The organism is Rhodococcoides fascians A44A (assembly GCF_000760735.1).
GTDB lineage: Bacteria > Actinomycetota > Actinomycetes > Mycobacteriales > Mycobacteriaceae > Rhodococcoides > Rhodococcoides fascians_E.
The window spans coordinates 1,276,297-1,292,025 of sequence record NZ_JMEX01000008.1 but is presented as its reverse complement, the minus strand read 5'-3'; the positions used below and the strand labels follow the sequence as shown (position 1 = coordinate 1,292,025).

General features: G+C 65.5%; 18 protein-coding genes. 11 read left to right on the top strand and 7 right to left on the bottom strand.

Going from position 1 to position 15,729, the window contains the following annotated elements; all coding sequences use genetic code 11:
• Window positions 1–9: 9 nt before the first annotated feature.
• The 3 genes from BH95_RS18480 to BH95_RS18470 are packed head-to-tail and all read left to right on the top strand — an operon-like array spanning window position 10 to window position 2,442.
• Window positions 10–243 carry an RNA-binding S4 domain-containing protein gene (locus BH95_RS18480; RefSeq protein WP_019667017.1) on the top strand — a complete coding sequence of 78 codons (234 nt, stop codon included), beginning with the start codon at window positions 10–12 and terminating at the stop codon, window positions 241–243.
• A complete protein-coding gene (locus tag BH95_RS18475) occupies window positions 240–968 on the top strand; it encodes a class I SAM-dependent methyltransferase (protein WP_019667018.1) in 729 nt (242 codons plus the stop codon). Before BH95_RS18480 ends, BH95_RS18475 begins: the two co-directional genes overlap by 4 nt.
• Window positions 961–2,442 carry an FAD-dependent oxidoreductase gene (locus BH95_RS18470; protein ID WP_037183451.1) on the top strand — a complete coding sequence of 494 codons (1,482 nt, stop codon included), beginning with the start codon at window positions 961–963 and terminating at the stop codon, window positions 2,440–2,442. The genes BH95_RS18475 and BH95_RS18470 overlap by 8 nt, the downstream gene beginning before the upstream one ends.
• Window positions 2,443–2,449: 7 nt before the next feature.
• Here the strand turns inward: BH95_RS18470 and BH95_RS18465 are convergent, their stop codons facing one another.
• Window positions 2,450–2,911, bottom strand: a complete 462-nt coding sequence (locus tag BH95_RS18465) for a DUF1990 family protein (protein WP_080733885.1) — start codon at window positions 2,909–2,911, stop codon at window positions 2,450–2,452.
• Between the two features lie 7 nt (window positions 2,912–2,918).
• Window positions 2,919–3,923, bottom strand: a complete 1,005-nt coding sequence (locus tag BH95_RS18460) for a DUF5914 domain-containing protein (RefSeq protein ID WP_019667021.1) — start codon at window positions 3,921–3,923, stop codon at window positions 2,919–2,921.
• A 118-nt stretch (window positions 3,924–4,041) separates the two neighbouring features.
• Between BH95_RS18460 and BH95_RS18455 the strand changes: the two genes are divergently transcribed.
• The gene (locus BH95_RS18455) at window positions 4,042–4,650 is read left to right on the top strand and encodes a DJ-1/PfpI family protein (protein ID WP_037183448.1); all 609 of its coding nucleotides are present in this window, start codon (window positions 4,042–4,044) and stop codon (window positions 4,648–4,650) included.
• The gene (locus tag BH95_RS18450) at window positions 4,647–5,111 is read left to right on the top strand and encodes a MarR family winged helix-turn-helix transcriptional regulator (protein WP_033189393.1); all 465 of its coding nucleotides are present in this window, start codon (window positions 4,647–4,649) and stop codon (window positions 5,109–5,111) included. The genes BH95_RS18455 and BH95_RS18450 overlap by 4 nt, the downstream gene beginning before the upstream one ends.
• Here the strand turns inward: BH95_RS18450 and BH95_RS18445 are convergent.
• From BH95_RS18445 to BH95_RS18435, 3 genes are read right to left on the bottom strand one after another with little or no spacing between them, the layout of a single operon-like run.
• Window positions 5,087–5,569: an SRPBCC domain-containing protein gene (locus tag BH95_RS18445; protein WP_347876817.1), complete on the bottom strand. Its 483-nt coding sequence runs from the start codon at window positions 5,567–5,569 to the stop codon at window positions 5,087–5,089. The genes BH95_RS18450 and BH95_RS18445 overlap by 25 nt on opposite strands.
• An 11-nt stretch (window positions 5,570–5,580) precedes the next feature.
• Window positions 5,581–5,892: an AzlD domain-containing protein gene (locus BH95_RS18440; protein ID WP_019667025.1), complete on the bottom strand. Its 312-nt coding sequence runs from the start codon at window positions 5,890–5,892 to the stop codon at window positions 5,581–5,583.
• Window positions 5,889–6,557, bottom strand: a complete 669-nt coding sequence (locus tag BH95_RS18435) for an AzlC family ABC transporter permease (RefSeq protein WP_019667026.1) — start codon at window positions 6,555–6,557, stop codon at window positions 5,889–5,891. Before BH95_RS18435 ends, BH95_RS18440 begins: the two co-directional genes overlap by 4 nt.
• 69 nt (window positions 6,558–6,626) lie before the next feature.
• Between BH95_RS18435 and BH95_RS18430 the strand changes: the two genes are divergently transcribed.
• Window positions 6,627–7,175 (top strand): helix-turn-helix domain-containing protein, encoded by a 549-nt coding sequence (locus BH95_RS18430; RefSeq protein WP_019667027.1) that lies wholly within the window; start codon window positions 6,627–6,629, stop codon window positions 7,173–7,175.
• Between the two features lie 54 nt (window positions 7,176–7,229).
• Here BH95_RS18430 and BH95_RS18425 read toward each other — a convergent pair whose 3' ends face one another.
• Window positions 7,230–8,600, bottom strand: a complete 1,371-nt coding sequence (locus BH95_RS18425) for an MFS transporter (protein ID WP_019667028.1) — start codon at window positions 8,598–8,600, stop codon at window positions 7,230–7,232.
• Window positions 8,601–8,778: 178 nt separating this feature from the next.
• Here BH95_RS18425 and BH95_RS18420 point away from each other — a divergent pair, with 178 nt between their 5' ends.
• On the top strand, window positions 8,779–9,990 hold the full coding sequence (locus BH95_RS18420) for a PucR family transcriptional regulator (RefSeq protein ID WP_037183441.1): 1,212 nt from the start codon (window positions 8,779–8,781) through the stop codon (window positions 9,988–9,990).
• Here the strand turns inward: BH95_RS18420 and BH95_RS18415 are convergent.
• The gene (locus tag BH95_RS18415) at window positions 9,977–11,059 is read right to left on the bottom strand and encodes a zinc-dependent alcohol dehydrogenase (protein WP_033189390.1); all 1,083 of its coding nucleotides are present in this window, start codon (window positions 11,057–11,059) and stop codon (window positions 9,977–9,979) included. The two genes, BH95_RS18420 and BH95_RS18415, sit on opposite strands and share 14 nt — an antisense overlap.
• Window positions 11,060–11,316: 257 nt before the next feature.
• Between BH95_RS18415 and BH95_RS18405 the strand changes: the two genes are divergently transcribed.
• The 4 genes from BH95_RS18405 to BH95_RS18390 are packed head-to-tail and all read left to right on the top strand — an operon-like array spanning window position 11,317 to window position 15,729.
• A complete protein-coding gene (locus BH95_RS18405) occupies window positions 11,317–12,486 on the top strand; it encodes a thiolase domain-containing protein (RefSeq protein WP_037160563.1) in 1,170 nt (389 codons plus the stop codon).
• A complete protein-coding gene (locus BH95_RS18400) occupies window positions 12,483–14,072 on the top strand; it encodes an acyl-CoA synthetase (protein WP_080738032.1) in 1,590 nt (529 codons plus the stop codon). The genes BH95_RS18405 and BH95_RS18400 overlap by 4 nt, the downstream gene beginning before the upstream one ends.
• Window positions 14,069–14,950 (top strand): PCC domain-containing protein, encoded by an 882-nt coding sequence (locus BH95_RS18395; protein WP_037160714.1) that lies wholly within the window; start codon window positions 14,069–14,071, stop codon window positions 14,948–14,950. Before BH95_RS18400 ends, BH95_RS18395 begins: the two co-directional genes overlap by 4 nt.
• The gene (locus tag BH95_RS18390; protein WP_037183438.1) at window positions 14,947–15,729 is read left to right on the top strand and encodes an SDR family NAD(P)-dependent oxidoreductase; all 783 of its coding nucleotides are present in this window, start codon (window positions 14,947–14,949) and stop codon (window positions 15,727–15,729) included. The genes BH95_RS18395 and BH95_RS18390 overlap by 4 nt, the downstream gene beginning before the upstream one ends.

The following is a 15,729-nucleotide window of genomic DNA, read 5'->3' as shown; positions in this document are numbered from 1 at the left end:
GATGGGGGCATGGCTGATGCAGTGGACGTACCGATCAGAGACGAGTCGATTCGGCTCGGGCAATTCCTGAAGCTCGCGAACCTGATCGAATCCGGCGCCGAAGCGAAGAGCTTCATCGCCGACGGGGTGGTCAGCGTCAACGGTGAGGTGGATCTTCGTCGCGGCCGGCAGCTGCATCAGGGCGACATCGTCTCGATCGAGGGAGGCCCGTCTGCTCGGGTCGTCAACGGTGGTGGCTGGTGAGCGTAGGCCGACGGGGTCTGCCCCGTGACCAGGTACCCAGCGCGTTCGATCAGGACGCGAAATCGTACGACCGGCTCGTCGGAGCCAACCCCGGTTACCACGCGCATCTCGCGAAGTCGGCCGAGCGGCTGCGGCTTCCCGGGCTCGGCGCCGGTCTGCGTCTGCTCGACATAGGCTGCGGCACTGGTGCTTCCACAGCTGCGCTGCTGAAGGCCGCGCCTCATGCGGAGATCATCGCGGCCGATGCGTCGTCGGAGATGCTCGAGGTGGCGCGGAGCAAGCAGTGGCCATCGAACGTCACATTTGTTCACTCGCGGGTCGAGGACCTTGCCTCCCACGGCGTCGAAGGGCCCTTCGACGGGATTCTGGCGGCGTATCTGGTTCGGAACGTGGGTGATCCGGACGCCGTTCTCGGGTCGTTGCTGTCCCTGCTGAAGCCAGGATCGTCCATTGCGTTCCACGAGTACTCGGTCAAGGAGTCGCTGCGCGCGAAGATCGTCTGGACGCTGGTCTGCTGGGCCATCATCATCCCGCTCGGGTACGCCGCGACCCGCGACTTCACGCTCTACCGCCACCTGTGGCGCAGTGTCACCAGTTTCGACGGTGTCTCGGAATTCGCTCGACGCATGCAGCACGCAGGGTTCACCTCGCTCGACACCGAAACGATGACGGGGTGGCAGAACGGCATCGTGCACACCTTCCTGGGGGCGCGGCCACGTGATTGACAAGAAGAGCGTTCTGCATCCAGCGGCGCCGGGGTACGCGTCGGCGTCGTCGTTGGCGTCGGTTCCGCGCGTCGCGGTGGTCGGCGGCGGTATCGCCGGACTGTCGGCGGCAGCTGCTCTGGCGGAACGTGGTGTGTCCGTGGAGGTCTTCGAGAAGGAGAACTTCCTCGGCGGCCGCGTCGGCGGATGGTCCACCACGTTGGACGACGGTTCGACGGCCACCATGAGCAGAGGCTTCCACGCGTTCTTCCGGCAGTACTACAACCTCCGCAATGTGTTGAAGCGCACCGATCCGGGTCTGCAGCGCCTGCATGCCGTCGAGGACTACCCGCTGATCGACGCGGACGGCCGAATCGACGGATTCAAAGGCCTGCCGTCGACGCCGGGGCTGAACGCCGTCGCCTTCGTCGGGAAGAGTCCGACGTTCCGGTGGCGGGACCTCAAGGCGCTGAACGGTATTGCCGCGCTGCCGCTCATGACCGTGAGCGTTCCCGGGACGTACGAGCAGCTCGACGAGGTCCCGGCAGCAGAATTCCTGCGACGCATCAACTTCCCCGAGGCTGCACGGCACCTGGCCTTCGGAGTGTTCTCGCGGAGCTTCTTCGCCGATCCCGAGGAGATGTCGGCCGCCGAGCTGGCGATGATGTTCCACCTGTACTTCCTCGGCTCGTCCGAGGGGCTCGTGTTCGACGTGCCTACCGGCCCGTACCCGCAGACTCTGTGGGAACCGTTGGGCGAGTACCTGCGTGGGCTCGGAGTCGGTTTCCGGATGGGCACGTCGGTGTCGTCGATCGAACGCGGATTCTCCGTCGACGGCGAGAAGTTCGACGGTGTCGTCCTGGCTGCCGACATCAAGGGGCTGCAGAGTCTCGTCGGCTCACTCGGCACCGACGAATGGCGCGAGGATGTCGCAGCGTTGCAGAACACTCCGCCCTTCCTCGTACACCGAGTCTGGCTCGACAAGCCGGTCGACGCAGACCGTCCACCGTTCATCGGCACCGGTGGAATGCCGCCCATCGACAACATCAGCGTCCTCGAACGATTCGAGGACGAAGCAGCGGAGTGGGCCTCCCGCACCGGCGGATCCGTCGTCGAGTTGCACGCCTACGCAGCAACCGAATCCGAGGACGTCACGCGCGAACAGTTGATGGCGCGGATGCACGAGATCTATCCGGAAACCCGGGATGCCACCGTGATCGCGGCTCGGTCGGAATGGCGCAACGACTGTCCGTTGTTCGGCCTGGGTGATTTCGCCCGGAGGCCGACGGTGCGTACGCCCGAACCTGGACTCGTGCTGGCCGGCGACGGAATCCGCATCGACCTGCCGGTCGCCCTCATGGAACGCGCCGCAACCACCGGTCTGCACGCCGCCAACACCCTGCTGCAGAGCTGGGGCCTCGCCGGGCACGACATCTGGACCGTCCCGACCCGCGGGCGATACCGAGTTTTCGACAAAATCGCGCGCGTCGTCTGAGCGACGCTCAACGGCGAAGCGCCGCGACGTAGCGATCGGTGATCCGCTGCTGCGCCCAACGACCCACCGGACCGGCCAGCTGCGCGTACCAGGTCCCGGGCCGGGAGAAGGCTGTGATCACGACGTAGACATCGCCGGCGTCGAACTCGACCAGGAAAGACTCTTCGCCGCATTCGGGGTGGCCGCCCAAGGTTCCGTAGGCGAAGCCGATGCGGTCGGGCTCGTCCACAACGTAGACGACCTCACACCTGAACCCCGTGACCATCGACACCGTCGACCCGACTTCCACCCGACCACGAGACGGCCGCACCCGAGGCAACGATTGCCGGTGCATCTCCCAGGTCATCAGCGTGTCAGCTGCAGCGTCGAAGGCGGTGCGTCCCGAGCCGATCAGTTCACGTCGACGGACGTGGTGATAGCCGTCGGGCAAGATCCCGGAACGCGTGGCGCCGACCTCGTCGTAGTTCAGTCTTTCGTCAGAGCCCCTTCGACCGGAGCATGTAGCGACGCTCTGCGTAATCGAGGTCGTCTTTCCACAGCCTGGCGGCTGTCCAGCCCATCGGCGGACGCAACAACGGCGCCACGCGTCGGGCAATCCGGAAGCCCTTGCGGTCGGAACTGGCGACGGTGGCTTCGATGACGGCGGTGCGGGGCTTGCCGTCGGGGCCGGGGCCAATCGGGGTCGCGTGGGTTTCGACGACGCTGCCGGCGCCCTCGCCGTCGACGATGCGCATGACGATGGTGCGTGGGCCCGGGCAGACGAATTCGGCTGTCACCGGGACGCCGACGCCGCGGCTGACGCGGAAGGTGACGTCGACGAGGAAGCGGTCGTCCTCATCGGGGACGTCGATGTCGGTGGGGGCGTCGAGTACGCGGAGGCGGGCGAACGAGTACGGGTGGAACCACGCACCGTGCCACGGGTCGAGTCGGTTGGCGACGACGTCGTCGGGCTCGCAGATGCCGGTCAGGGTGATCACGGCGTCGACGCTCGTGGCGGCGGGCGGCCGGACGGGTACGAGGGGCGCATCCGTGGGTTCTTCACCGCCGAGGTCGTCGAGGCGAACCCAGACGAGGATGCCGTCGTCGAAGGCAGGGAAGGGGCGCCAGCCGGGGCGTCCCTTCGGTCCGAGTGGCATGCCGTGCCAGAGGCAGATGAGGGTGTCGCACTCGATCTTCGCCTTGTCGAGCGGCGCACCGAGGTGCGGGCAGGATCCGGGTGCGATGTGAATGCCGCGGTTCTCGTCGCGCCAGGCCACCAGCTCCATTCCGCCGACTGTCCTGCCGAAAGGTTCCTTGGTCCCGACATCGCGGCTCGCGGCGAAGACGAACCAGTTACCCGACGGCCGGGTCTTGGCTCGCTTCAACGCCGATTCGATGACTTGGGGATTGGCACCCTTCCACGTGGGCTCTTGTTTTGCCCATGATTCGGAGGGAAGCGGCTGCAGCGGGAGGCTCTTGGGCCAGCGAGCGCGGACGACCATGACTCCAGTATGCCCGTGTGTAGTTGCGTGTACCTGGAGACGGCGTCCCGCGGGCGCCGTTGACAGTGTCCTGTCATGGCCGTAGGTTGACAGGACACTGTCGATCACGGAGGTAGTCATGCCGAAGAACATCGTTCTCTACGCGACCGACACGATGGCGGACTGGGAGTATTCGTATCTCGTCGCCGGCATTGCCATGGCCAACGAGCAGGGCGACGAGCGCTACCGCCTGCGGGTCCTGTCCGACGGTGGCCGACAGGTCACCAGCCTCGGCGGAATCAGGATCCTGCCTGACGGTGACCTCGCGGATCTCGACACGGCGGATGTCGCGGCGTTGATTCTTCCCGGCGGTGCCACGTGGGGTGAAGGACACGACAAGGTTCTGGGCCTGGCCGTGGACTTGCTGGACCGCGGCGTCACCGTCGGCGGCATCTGCGGTGCGACGCTGGGGCTCGCACGGTTCGGCGTGTTGAACTCCCGGCCGCACACGAGCAATGCTCCGGAATTCCTCACGGCAGCACAGCAGTACACCGGCACCGATCGGTACCGCGACGAGCGCACCGTCGCCGACGGCACTCTGATCACTGCTCCGGGAACGGCGCCGCTCGAGTTCGCCAAGGCTGTGTTCGAAGCGTTGGAACTGTTCCCGCAGAGCATCATCGACGCCTGGTACGGGCTCTACACGACCGGCGAGAAGAGGTACTACGAGCAGTTGGCCGGGGCATGACCAGAACTCCCGCCGGTGATGCGTTGACGTCCATCGTGCTTCCCGCCTTCGAGCTGAACGGTGAATTCCTCGCTGCTGCACAGGACATCGCAGCACCCGCAGGTCTGACGCCTGCCTGGTGGCAGGTATTGGGCGCGACCCTCGACGAACCTCTCGCCGTAGCCGAGATCGCCCGTCGCGTCGGCCTGGGGTTGGCACGCCAGAGTGTGCAACGCACCGCGGACATCCTCGTCGACAAGGGATGGGCGGAATACGTCGACAATCCCCGGCATCGACGGGCGAAGCTGCTGCAGCCGACCGAGCGCGGGCGCGAGACGGTGGCCACGTTGCGAGACGATCAGCATGCCTGGGCGGACGCCGTCGGCGAGGAGGTCGGCGCCGACGAGATCGCACGCGTCGCCGACGGCATCGCCAGGATCATCGCTGCCTCGCGGCGCTACCGGGGAGTGAGCGACTCGTAGTACCCCTTCTGGGCGGGGTAGTACTCCTCGAATGTCGGTAGCTCGGCGCCTGTCCGTGATGCGATCAGCAGGTCGAGGTAGTACTCCCAGCCGGGCCCGATCTCACCGACTCCGTCGGTGCTCTCGCGATGGTGAATCAGGGTGACGGTGGTGATCGGACCATCCCCGGTCAGCACGAGTTCGAGCGTCCATCCGTCGGTGGTGGAGACCGCAAGTCGCCGCGGTGGCTCGCAGGCGTCGATGTTCATCTCCATCCACGGCTCGCCGTCTTCGAACACCATCTGGACGCGGATTCGATTGTCCGCGAGCCGCTCCCACGGTCCGAACCACAGGGCCGTCCGATCGGAAACGGTGGCGCTGCTCCACACGTCGTCGAGACTGGACGTGATCTCGCGGATGATCTCCACGTCGACGCCCGATGCGGTGGCGCGGAGGAGGCCGGTGGGGGTGGGATTCATGGCGCCCATTATCACGCAACTCCGAACCATCGGAGCGTTGCTGTCGTCGCGGCAGCAGCCACGACGATCGTCACGAACGATGCTGTGCGCCAAGCAAGGACCGCGGCGACAAGCACTCCGGCCGGGCAGGCGAACCCGGCGAACCCGTAGTCCACGATCAGTGCGGACGTCGCGATCAACGCCACGAAGATGACGGCCACCGCGATGGACACCAGTCGCTCGACGCGGGGCGAGATCGTCGTTCGGCTGCGGAGGTACGGTCCGACGAGCCGAAACGCCAGGGTTCCCGCCGCGAGCCCGACCATGGGAAGCACGTAATTCATGCCGTTGCCTTCGTTGCGACGAACGCGGGCACCACCGCTGCCAGCGCGAGCAACACCGGCAGGCCCGGCGGCAGAATCAACGCCGCGGCTACGGCGATCACCGCGCCGAGCAGAGCGGTGTTCCTCGTGAGTGGATCGCGGAGTGCTGGAGCAACGAGCGCGATGAGCACCGCCGGAAACGCTGCGTCCAGTCCGAGAGCAGCGGTGTCGGTGATCCTGCCACCGAGAAATGCCCCACCCAGCACGCCGATATTCCACGCGACGAACAGGCCGACGCCGCACAACCAGAACGTGGATCGTCGACGCTGGGGGTCGGGCTCGGCGGCCGCGAACGCCACGCTTTCGTCGGTCACGAGGTGCGCCCCCAGGATCTTGCGAGGCCAGGACACTTCGCCCAACGAATCTCCGACGGAGTACCCGAGCGGGATCAGCCGCGCGTTCACCAGTAGTGCGCCGGCCATCGCGGCGAGCGGATTTCCCCCTGCTGCGAGCACTCCGACGACGATGAACTGGGCCGCACCGGCGAAGACCAGTACCGACATCGCCAGGGGAACCCACATCGGAAGGCCTGCGCCGACGGCGATGGCTCCGAACGACGCACCGACGAGGCCGTCGGCGAGGCAGACGAGACCGATGTCGCGGCGGGTTCGCCAGATCGAACGCATGGACAGAATAATGAACCCTAGGTGTGGTGTTCGTCAAGATGGACGCTTGTACCGATAGAGTGAACAACTGTGTCCGCCCCGATCGCCGCTATCGCCGCGTCACTGCACCGCGAACGAACGAGGATGGGACTGTCGCTGGCCGAGCTCGCCCGACGCGCAGGAGTAGCCAAGTCGACCTTGTCCCAGCTCGAATCAGGAACAGGCAACCCCAGCGTGGAAACGCTGTGGGCGCTGAGCGTGGCACTGAACGTCCCGTTCGCTCGGCTGGTCGAGCCGGTGAAGCCACGCGTGCAGCTGATCCGAGCAGGTGACGGGCCGAAGTTCTCCTCCGACACAGCCGACTACGTAGCGACGCTGCTCGCCTCCTGCCCACCGAACGCACGCCGCGACATCTATTTCGTCAGCGCACAGATCGGCGAGCCTCGAAGGTCCGACCCACATTCACCCGGCGTCGTCGAGCACGTGATCCTGTCCGCCGGCCGAGCACTCGTGGGGCCCACCGACGAGCCCGTCGAGCTCCACCCGGGCGACTACATCAGCTACCCCGGCGACGCGCCCCACATCTTCGAAGCCATGAACGCCGACACCACAGCAGTTCTGGTGTCCGAGCACGTGTGAACAAAGAGCCGGCCGTCACAGCGTCTGCGACGGCCGACTCATGGGGGCGCGGGATCAGACGACGGCCGTCTCCGATTCGTCGTGCTTCTGCATCGTGCTGTCCACCAGACGCCTACGTACGACGAACAGCAGGGCGACGGACATCGCCATGAAGCCGCCGACGACCCACAGTCCCGCCTTCGAACTTCCGGTCGTGTCGAGGAGCCAACCGGTCATGTACGGGGCGGCCAGCCCTGCGGAAGCGCCGATGGTGTTCACCAGAGCGATGCCCGCGGCAGCTCCGGCGCCGGTCAGGAAGGTGGTCGGCAGGTACCAGAAGATCGGGAGGGCAGAGAAGATACCGACAGCGGTGATCGTGATGACGACCATCGTCAGGAACGGCGAATTCATGTACATGGCTACCGGAACGCTGACTGTCGCAAGCGCGGTCGGTGCGATGAGGTGCCACATACGTTCGCGCAGACGGTCGGAGCGACGAGTCCACAGAATCATCGATACCGAGGCAATCAGGAACGGCACGGCGACGATCAAGCCGTTCTCGGCGATGGAGAACGTCGTGTCGAACTGCTGCGCGAATCCAGCCACGATCGTGGGCAGGAAGAAGCTGATGGCGAACAGACCGTAGCCGATGCCGAAGTACGTCAGTCCGAGAAGCCAGACTGTCGAGTTGCGCAGAGATTCGCGTACCGAGACGTGGCCGGTGGTTGCGGTCTGCGACTGTTCCGTCTCGATACGGCGGTCCAGCCAGTTGCGCTCGTCCGCGGTCAACCATTTGGCGTCCCGCGGGCGATCGGTGAGGTAGAACCACGCGGCGATGCCGAGCAGCACCGTCGGGATTCCCTCGACGAGGAACATCACCCGCCAACCCTCCAGTCCGAACAGACCGTGCCAGTACTGGATGATCGCGCCGGAAATCGGAGCGCCGAGCGCGCTCGACAGCGGCAGGGCGACCATGAACACACCGACCAGTCGAACTCGAACTGCACGCGGGAACCAGAACGTCAGGTAGAGCATGATGCCGGGGAAGAAGCCGGCCTCGGCGATACCGAGGGCGACGCGAGCGATGTTGAGCCAGGTCGCATTGGGAACGAACGCCATGAGGGCCGCGATCAGACCCCACGAGACGAGGATGCGAGCGATCCAACGCCTGGCGCCGAACTTGTGCAGTGCCAAGTTGCTCGGAACCTCGAGGAGTATGTAGCCGACGAAGAAAAGACCGCTGGCCAAGCCGTACATCGTCTCGGTAAGGCCGAGGTCCTCGCTCATCGTCAGCTTCGCGAACGAGATGTTCGTACGGTCGATGTAGTTGAGGAAGTACGCGAGTCCGAGGAACGGGATCAGCCGCAGCGCAACCTTGCGCATGACGCGGTTGGCCATCTGATTCTCCGGCACCGACTCGTCGGGTAGGTGGGTGCGTGACGCCATTGCATCGCTCCAGTCTCGTTCTACGAAGCCCGTCGAATTGTGGCGGGCTCACACACCTTGCTCCCATAGTGACCTGTGTCACGACCGTTGCGTGACGAAGCTCGAGGGATCAGTTTCCTCTATTTGTCGAACCCTGGCACTCGGGGTTCGACGAAGTCGTGAGGGCTACGCTTTGCCCATGTCGCGAGACGCCGTTCAAGCAGTCGTCGACCGGTTCGCCGACGAGCTCGGCAGGTCGGTCGTGGTGAACGACCCGGAAGTCCGGATGCTGTTCGCGAGCCGCCACTTCGGCGACGAGGACCCGGTCCGAATCCGCGCGATGCTCAATCGGGACGCCGGGAGCGAGGCCATCGGGTTTCTACTGTCCAGCGGGATTGCCCAGTGGACTCGGCCAGGCCACGTCCCAGGGTCGGAGGCGCTCGGTCTGCACGCCCGTGTGGGAGTTCCGATTCGCTGGCGGGGTGAGATGCTCGGAATGATTCTGGTGATGGACGCCGGCAGCACCATCACCGACGAGGACCTCGGGCGCATTGCTGAGGTGGCTGCTGAAATCGCACCGCTGATGGTCGGTGATCGCACGCCCGAGGACTCGGCGCGCTCGGAAGCTCTCGTTGCTGATCTGCTCGGAACGGACGAGGCAGCCAGGGATGCGGCACTCGCCGAATCGACCGTCGCGGCCGGGTCTGTGCGGGTCGTCGCAATTTCGCTACGCAACGTCAAAGATGCCGAGCTGACGGCGATCGCCCTTCGTCACGCCCTGGTAGCCGCGCGTTCTCGAAGCCGTGGTGACGCGCTGCACAGCGTTGTCGGTGAGGTCGGTTACTTGGTGTACCTCTCGACGGCCGCGCGAGATCTGGAGACCGTTCTCGCCGAGACCAGGACGATGGCGCGCGACGCCGGGGACGTGGCGGGCAAGGGGGCGACAGTCCACGCTGGGGTCGGGGCTCCCGCTTCAGGACTGTCCGAAGCCTGGATTTCGGCGCGTCAGGCCGGACTGGCGGCGACGGTCGCGCGCCGCATCGGTGACGATCACGTCGTTGCATGGGAACGTGCAGGGGTCCTGGGAGTGCTCGCGAGGATTCCGTTCCCCGAACTCGACATCACAGCTGTACCGGACGAGCTGCGCCGTCTCGCAGAAGTCGATCGCTCGGGCCGGCTGATCGAGACGCTGCGCGCGTTTCTCGATCATGCGGGGTCCGGTCCGGGTGCGGCGGAGGCGCTGTTCATCCACCGCACGACGTTGTACTACCGTCTCGACCGGATCCGCGAGGCAGTCGGTGTCGACTTGGACGACGGAACGGTCAGGTTGCACCTACACCTCGGGTTGCGGGTGGCGGACTTGATGCGAGCCGAGGGAATCGACCCGTTCCCGGCGCTCACCGCGCGCTGAGTGCTCCTTCTGACAAGTGGCGGTGTGCCGGTACACCTTGCGGATAGAGAACCACCTTGCACGCGTTGCCAGTGAGCAATTCGATTGCGGTGTCCACCTCTTCGAGTTCCAGGCGGTGCGAGATCAGCGAGTCCAGATCGACTCCGCCAGAGGCGACCAAAGCGGTCAGCTCGGTCCAGGAATCCCAGATACGGCGCCCGAAACTGCCTTTGAGAGTGAGGCCGCGGCTGATGAGATGGCGAGTGGCGCTGACCTCCAGCGCCCGGTTCGTCAACCCGATGCTCATCACGGTGCCTTCTCGACGAGTCACCTCCAGTGCGGTCTCCAAGGCAGGCATTGCTCCTGAGCACTCGAGGACGAGGTCGACGCCCCCTGCCGCCCCGGTCAGATCCCGCACCCGATCGACGAGACCTTCGCCCGAGTTCACGAGTGTTGCGCCCAAGGACTCGGCCATCGCACCGCGGTGAGGATTGGGCTCGACCACCAACACCTCGGCGCCCTTCGCTCGCGCGATCTGAAGTGCGGCGAGCCCGATCGGCCCGGCTCCGCTGACCAGTACGTGCGCGCCGTCGAGGCTCATCCCACTGCGTTGGACGGCATGCATGGCACTGCCCGCGGGCTCGAGAAGTGCCGCCGCTTCGAGGCTCAGCTCGTCCGGTAGACGAAAGCAGGTCGACGCGGGCAGCACGACCTGTTCAGCGAACGCACCGTCGATCGTCAGACCCAGAAGGTCCATGCGGAGGCAGTTGTGCGCGTTTCCGCGAACACACTGGAAGCACTCCAAACACGCGACGTGAGTTTCGACGGCCACTCGGTCGCCGACCCTGAAACGTTGGACATCGGGAGCAACCTCGACGACGGTGCCTGCGCATTCGTGACCGGTGACGACGGGTAGACGAAGACCGAGATCTCTGACGGCTGGACCGTAGTCGAATGTTTCTCGGTCGGTACCGCATACCGATACCGCCCCCACCTCGATCCGTACCTGCCCTCGGCCGAGTTCGGGCTCGGGGTGGTCGGTCACCAGGTCGAAGCCTGGTGCAGGTTCGGTCTTGAGCACTGCGCGCACGTCATACCCCTCGTCGTGAATCGGTGTGGGCTCAGTGTGGGCGTGACGCCGATCACGGGGCATCGAGCGCGGAGTGAGGAATCGGGGCGCCGTTTCCTCCCGCTGTAGAAACGGCGAAATTCGACAACGGGAGGAATTCGGTGCTCGGCCTCTCGTCCGGCGGCGGTGCACCTGGCTCCGATTCGCGACGAACATGACAGGCATCGAGGACGTGACCTGCCTCACGCTCCGTACGCACCGCAACGAGAGGTTCCACCGTGACTGCACCGCACATCATCGGTTGGGCGCATACGCGCTTCGGAAAGAGTGAAAGTCCGGACGTCGAATCGCTGATCGCCGAGGTGTCCCTAGCCGCCATCCAGGACGCCGGTCTCGACGACGCGGATGTGGACATCGTCACGGTCGGAGTCTTCAACAACGGCTTCTCGCGTCAGGGATTCGAAGGAGCACTGGTCGGGGCAGGCCAACCCCGTCTCGCTCTCGTGCCGTCCACACATGTCGAAAATGCTTGTGCAACGGGGTCTTCGGCGCTGTACACGGCACTCGACAGCCTCCAGGCCGGTCGCGGACGGGTGGCACTCGTCGTCGGCGCGGAGAAGATGACCGCCACCGCGAACGACGCCGTCAACGACATCCTGCTGTCCGGTTCGCACCGGGCCACCGAGGAGCAAGCGGGCAGCTTCGCCGGAGTGTTCGCGGGCCTGGCCGACCAGTACGCCGACCGCTACGACGATCCGCGTGATGCAATGGCGCGGATCGCGGCCAAGAACCACCGCAACGGCGTCGACAACCCGTATGCGCACCTGCGACGCGACCTGGGATACGAGTTCTGCTCCACCGAGTCGACCAAGAACCCAGCCGTGGTCGGACGACTACGACGCACCGACTGCTCGCTCGTCAGCGACGGCGCAGCGGCAATGATCGTGGCACTGCCAGAGGTGGCTTCCGCTGCCCGGCGGTCGGTGCGCATCATCGGCCGTGCGCATGCCAACGATCATCTGGCCATTGCCCGGCGAGCGGATGCGCTGGCATTCGACGGCGCGGCGCGGGCGTTTCGCGGTGCACTGCTCGACGCGGGTGTCACTCTCGACGACCTGGATCTGTTGGAGACGCACGACTGCTTCACCATCGCCGAGCTTCTCCAATACGAGGCGTTCGGGTTAGCTGCACCGGGCAAGGGCGCCGAGGTGTTGGCCGAGGGCCGTACCGAACGCGACGGGATACTGCCGGTCAATCGATCCGGCGGGCTGAAGGCGAAAGGCCACCCGCTCGGCGCCACCGGCGTGTCGCAGCACGTCATGGCAGCGATGCAATTGGTCGGAGAAGCAGGCGACATGCAGTTGCCGTCACCGCAGCGCGCAGCGGTCTTCAACATGGGCGGCGCAGCCGTCGCCAACTACGCAACAGTATTGGAGACGGTCGGATGAGATCCCTACGTAGAGCAGCGAACCTGGCCGAAGTCCTCCGTCAGACCGCGCGACGGTTGCCGGACGGCATCGCCCTTGTCCACGGAGACGTCCGCTGGACGTGGCACGACCTGGACCGGCGTGTCGACTCATTGGCCGCTGAACTGGAGCGCCGAGGCGTCGGCAAGGGCGACGTCGTCATGCTCGACAGCCCGAACCATCCCGAGTTCGTCCAAGCGATGTATGCGACGTGGCGAATCGGAGCTGTTCTCGCGCCGGTCAATTCGCGCCTACACGACGACGATGTCGCGGTCATCGCCGGGGTCTGTCGTCCCAGTGCAATCGTCGCCCACAGCTCGACAGCATCACATGTCGACGCCGTGCGTGCGTGTGGTGGGCTGAGCGCGGGTGTGTTGTGGATCGAGGGTAGCGACGCCGATGCGGTTGCAGCCGTCGACGAATCGACGCCAGCCGCGCCAGTGGCAACCTACGAGGGCGAACCGGCTTGGTACTTCTTCACTTCGGGTACCAGCGGGACACCGAAGGCCGCGATCCTCACGCATGATCAGCTGGGCTTCGTCGTCAACAATCATCTGGCCGACTTGATGCCCACCACAGATCGTCACTGCGTCTCCCTGGTCGTGGCACCGCTCTCCCACGGTGCGGGTGTACACATGCTGCCGCAGGTGGCCCGCGGTGCGGCGACGGTGCTACCTCCGTCGGGGAGTCTCGTGCCCGCGGAGGTGTGGGGCCTCGTCGAGTCCGAACGAGTGACCAACATGTTCACCGTGCCGACGATCCTGAAGGTGCTCGTCGATCATCCGTCGGTGCACCAGCACGATCACTCGTCGTTGCGACACGTCATCTACGCGGGCGCGCCGATGTACGCACCCGATCAGAAGAAAGCTCGGGAGACCCTGGGAGAGGTTCTCGTGCAGTACTACGGGCTCGCCGAGGTGACGGGGAACATCACCGTACTGCCCAGTGCCGAACACGGTCGCCCAGTGCCGGAGGGGCTTTCGGCAGGAACGTGCGGCTATCCACGGACGGGGATGCTGGTGAGTGTGCAGGACGACACGGGCTCAGAACTTGGGCCAGGAGAAATCGGCGAGCTGTGCGTCGCCGGGCCCGCAGTGTTCGCCGGCTACCTCGACAACGACAAGGCGAACGCAGAGGCGTTCCGCGACGGATGGTTCCGCACAGGCGATCTGGGTGTCGTCGACGAAGACGGTTTCGTGTACGTCACCGGCCGATCCTCCGACATGTACATCTCGGGCGGTTCCAACATCCATCCGCGGGATATCGAGGAGAAGATCCTGACGCACGACGCGGTCGACGAAGTTGCAGTCCTCGGTGTGCCGGACCCCAAATGGGGTGAAGTCGGCGTCGCGATCTGTGTGCTGCGAGAGGGTGCAGATCTCACCGCCGAGCAGCTCTCCGACTGGCTCGGCGAGCGTATGGCCCGGTACAAACTCCCACGCCACATCTTGTTCCGTGATTCTCTCCCGAAGTCGGGTTACGGCAAGATCGTCAAGCGCACCATTCGAGACGAGCTCGCCGCGCAGGGGTGGGGGCCGTACGCGCAGACGTTGGTGAGCGCGTCGTGACCACCTCGACTGTCCTTGTACCCCTGGTCCACCCAGGTCCCGTTGCCGACCACCGGCTCGAATCCGTGTCCAGCGCAGTACTCGTGAAGCGGGCATCGCTTCCGCCGGGAAGCAGGCTCGTCGACGCCATCGACGGCGAACTGGCCGAGCTCGGTGTCGATTCTGCGCAGGTGGAGATACTCGGTGGACCGCTCGCACGGGTGTCCTACTGCGTCCCTGCTCTGTGTACCGACGGCTCTCGCGCGGCGTGGTACAGCGACACGATCGAGGCGACTGCGCCTGCCACCATCGTCGCAGGAAGCGCAACCGTCGGTCGCCGCGAGGGCGAGCGTTTCATGCACTGCCACGCCGCCTGGTACGACGCTCACGGTTCGCTGCGAGGTGGCCACTTGTGGCCGGACACGGTTGTAGGTGCGACTCCTGTCGAGGTGGTGATACGCGGATTCGCCTCCTGCGAGCTACGCAGCAAGCAAGACGACGAAACACTCATGCCGGTGTTCACGCCGTCAGCTGGTGACGGTTCGAGTACCGGGTCGGCGCGAGCGGTGATGACCCGCGTCCGCCCGGGAGTCGAGATTCACGATGCTGTACGAGAAGTGATGTCTCGAAACGGGTTCCGCCGTGCATCGGTCCGCGGCAGCCTCGGAAGTCTGGTCGGTGCGACCCTGCGGCGCGATGACGACATCGCCGTGGCGCCCGGCCCGGCCACCGAGGTGACGATGTCGGGTCATGTCGTCTGTGAGGGTGGCCGGCTCGTGGAGGTTCACCTCCCCACCTTCGTCGTCGACCGCTACGGGAAGGTTCACATGGGCGAGCTTGTCGAGGACGGAAATCTTGTCGCCGTGACGTTCGAGCTGTTGTTGGAAGAGCTCTTGTGAGCGGGCGGTTGGAAGGCAAGATCGCGCTGGTGTTCGGCGCAGGATCCAGTGGTGCCGCGGTCAGCAACGGTCGCGCCGCCGCGCTGACCTACGCGCGCGAAGGGGCCCTGGTGGCGGCGATCGATCGCAATGGCGACGAGGCCGAGCTGACAGCCGAGGAGATCGTCGGCGAGGGCGGAATCGCGGTCGCCTTGGTCGCTGACGTCACCGACGAAGAGCAGGTCCAAGAGGCAGTCGCGCTGGCCACCGACAGATTCGGGCCGCCGGATGTGCTGCACAACAACGTCGGAGCGGCCGCCGTCGGCGATATCACCGAGATGGACCGAGGCAGCTGGGACACGGCGATGGCGGTGAACGCGACGGGTGTTTTCCTCACCTGCAAACACACGCTTCCCGCGATGCTCGCGCGCAGGAGCGGATCTGTCGTGAACGTCTCGTCCACCGCGGGCATGCGGTACACCGGTTTCGACTACCCGAGCTACAGTGCGTCGAAGGGCGCGGTGAACCAGTTGACGGTTGCGCTGGCGCTGCAGTACGCGGCGCAAGGCATCCGGGTCAACGCGGTAGTGCCGGGACTGATCGACACCCCGCTCGTGTCGAGTCAGTTGGTCACCGATCCCGAGGTGTTGGCGGCGCGCCACGCGAGTAGTCCCACCGGACGCATGGGAACTCCGTGGGACGTCGCGAACGCTGCGGCGTTCCTCGCATCGGACGATGCGGCGTACATCAACGGGGTGTGCTTGCCCGTCGACGGTGGATTGGCGATGAGGGTTCTGTGA

What these genes read in the sequence shown, in the direction of transcription:
- BH95_RS18480 (WP_019667017.1), top strand. Translation starts at nt 10, where the DNA reads ATGGCTGATGCAGTGGACGTACCGATCAGAGACGAGTCGATTCGGCTC.
- BH95_RS18460 (WP_019667021.1), bottom strand. Translation starts at nt 3,923, where the DNA reads ATGGTCGTCCGCGCTCGCTGGCCCAAGAGCCTCCCGCTGCAGCCGCTT.
- BH95_RS18455 (WP_037183448.1), top strand. Translation starts at nt 4,042, where the DNA reads ATGCCGAAGAACATCGTTCTCTACGCGACCGACACGATGGCGGACTGG.
- BH95_RS18450 (WP_033189393.1), top strand. Translation starts at nt 4,647, where the DNA reads ATGACCAGAACTCCCGCCGGTGATGCGTTGACGTCCATCGTGCTTCCC.
- BH95_RS18445 (WP_347876817.1), bottom strand. Translation starts at nt 5,569, where the DNA reads ATGAATCCCACCCCCACCGGCCTCCTCCGCGCCACCGCATCGGGCGTC.
- BH95_RS18440 (WP_019667025.1), bottom strand. Translation starts at nt 5,892, where the DNA reads ATGAATTACGTGCTTCCCATGGTCGGGCTCGCGGCGGGAACCCTGGCG.
- BH95_RS18435 (WP_019667026.1), bottom strand. Translation starts at nt 6,557, where the DNA reads ATGCGTTCGATCTGGCGAACCCGCCGCGACATCGGTCTCGTCTGCCTC.
- BH95_RS18425 (WP_019667028.1), bottom strand. Translation starts at nt 8,600, where the DNA reads ATGGCGTCACGCACCCACCTACCCGACGAGTCGGTGCCGGAGAATCAG.
- BH95_RS18420 (WP_037183441.1), top strand. Translation starts at nt 8,779, where the DNA reads ATGTCGCGAGACGCCGTTCAAGCAGTCGTCGACCGGTTCGCCGACGAG.
- BH95_RS18400 (WP_080738032.1), top strand. Translation starts at nt 12,483, where the DNA reads ATGAGATCCCTACGTAGAGCAGCGAACCTGGCCGAAGTCCTCCGTCAG.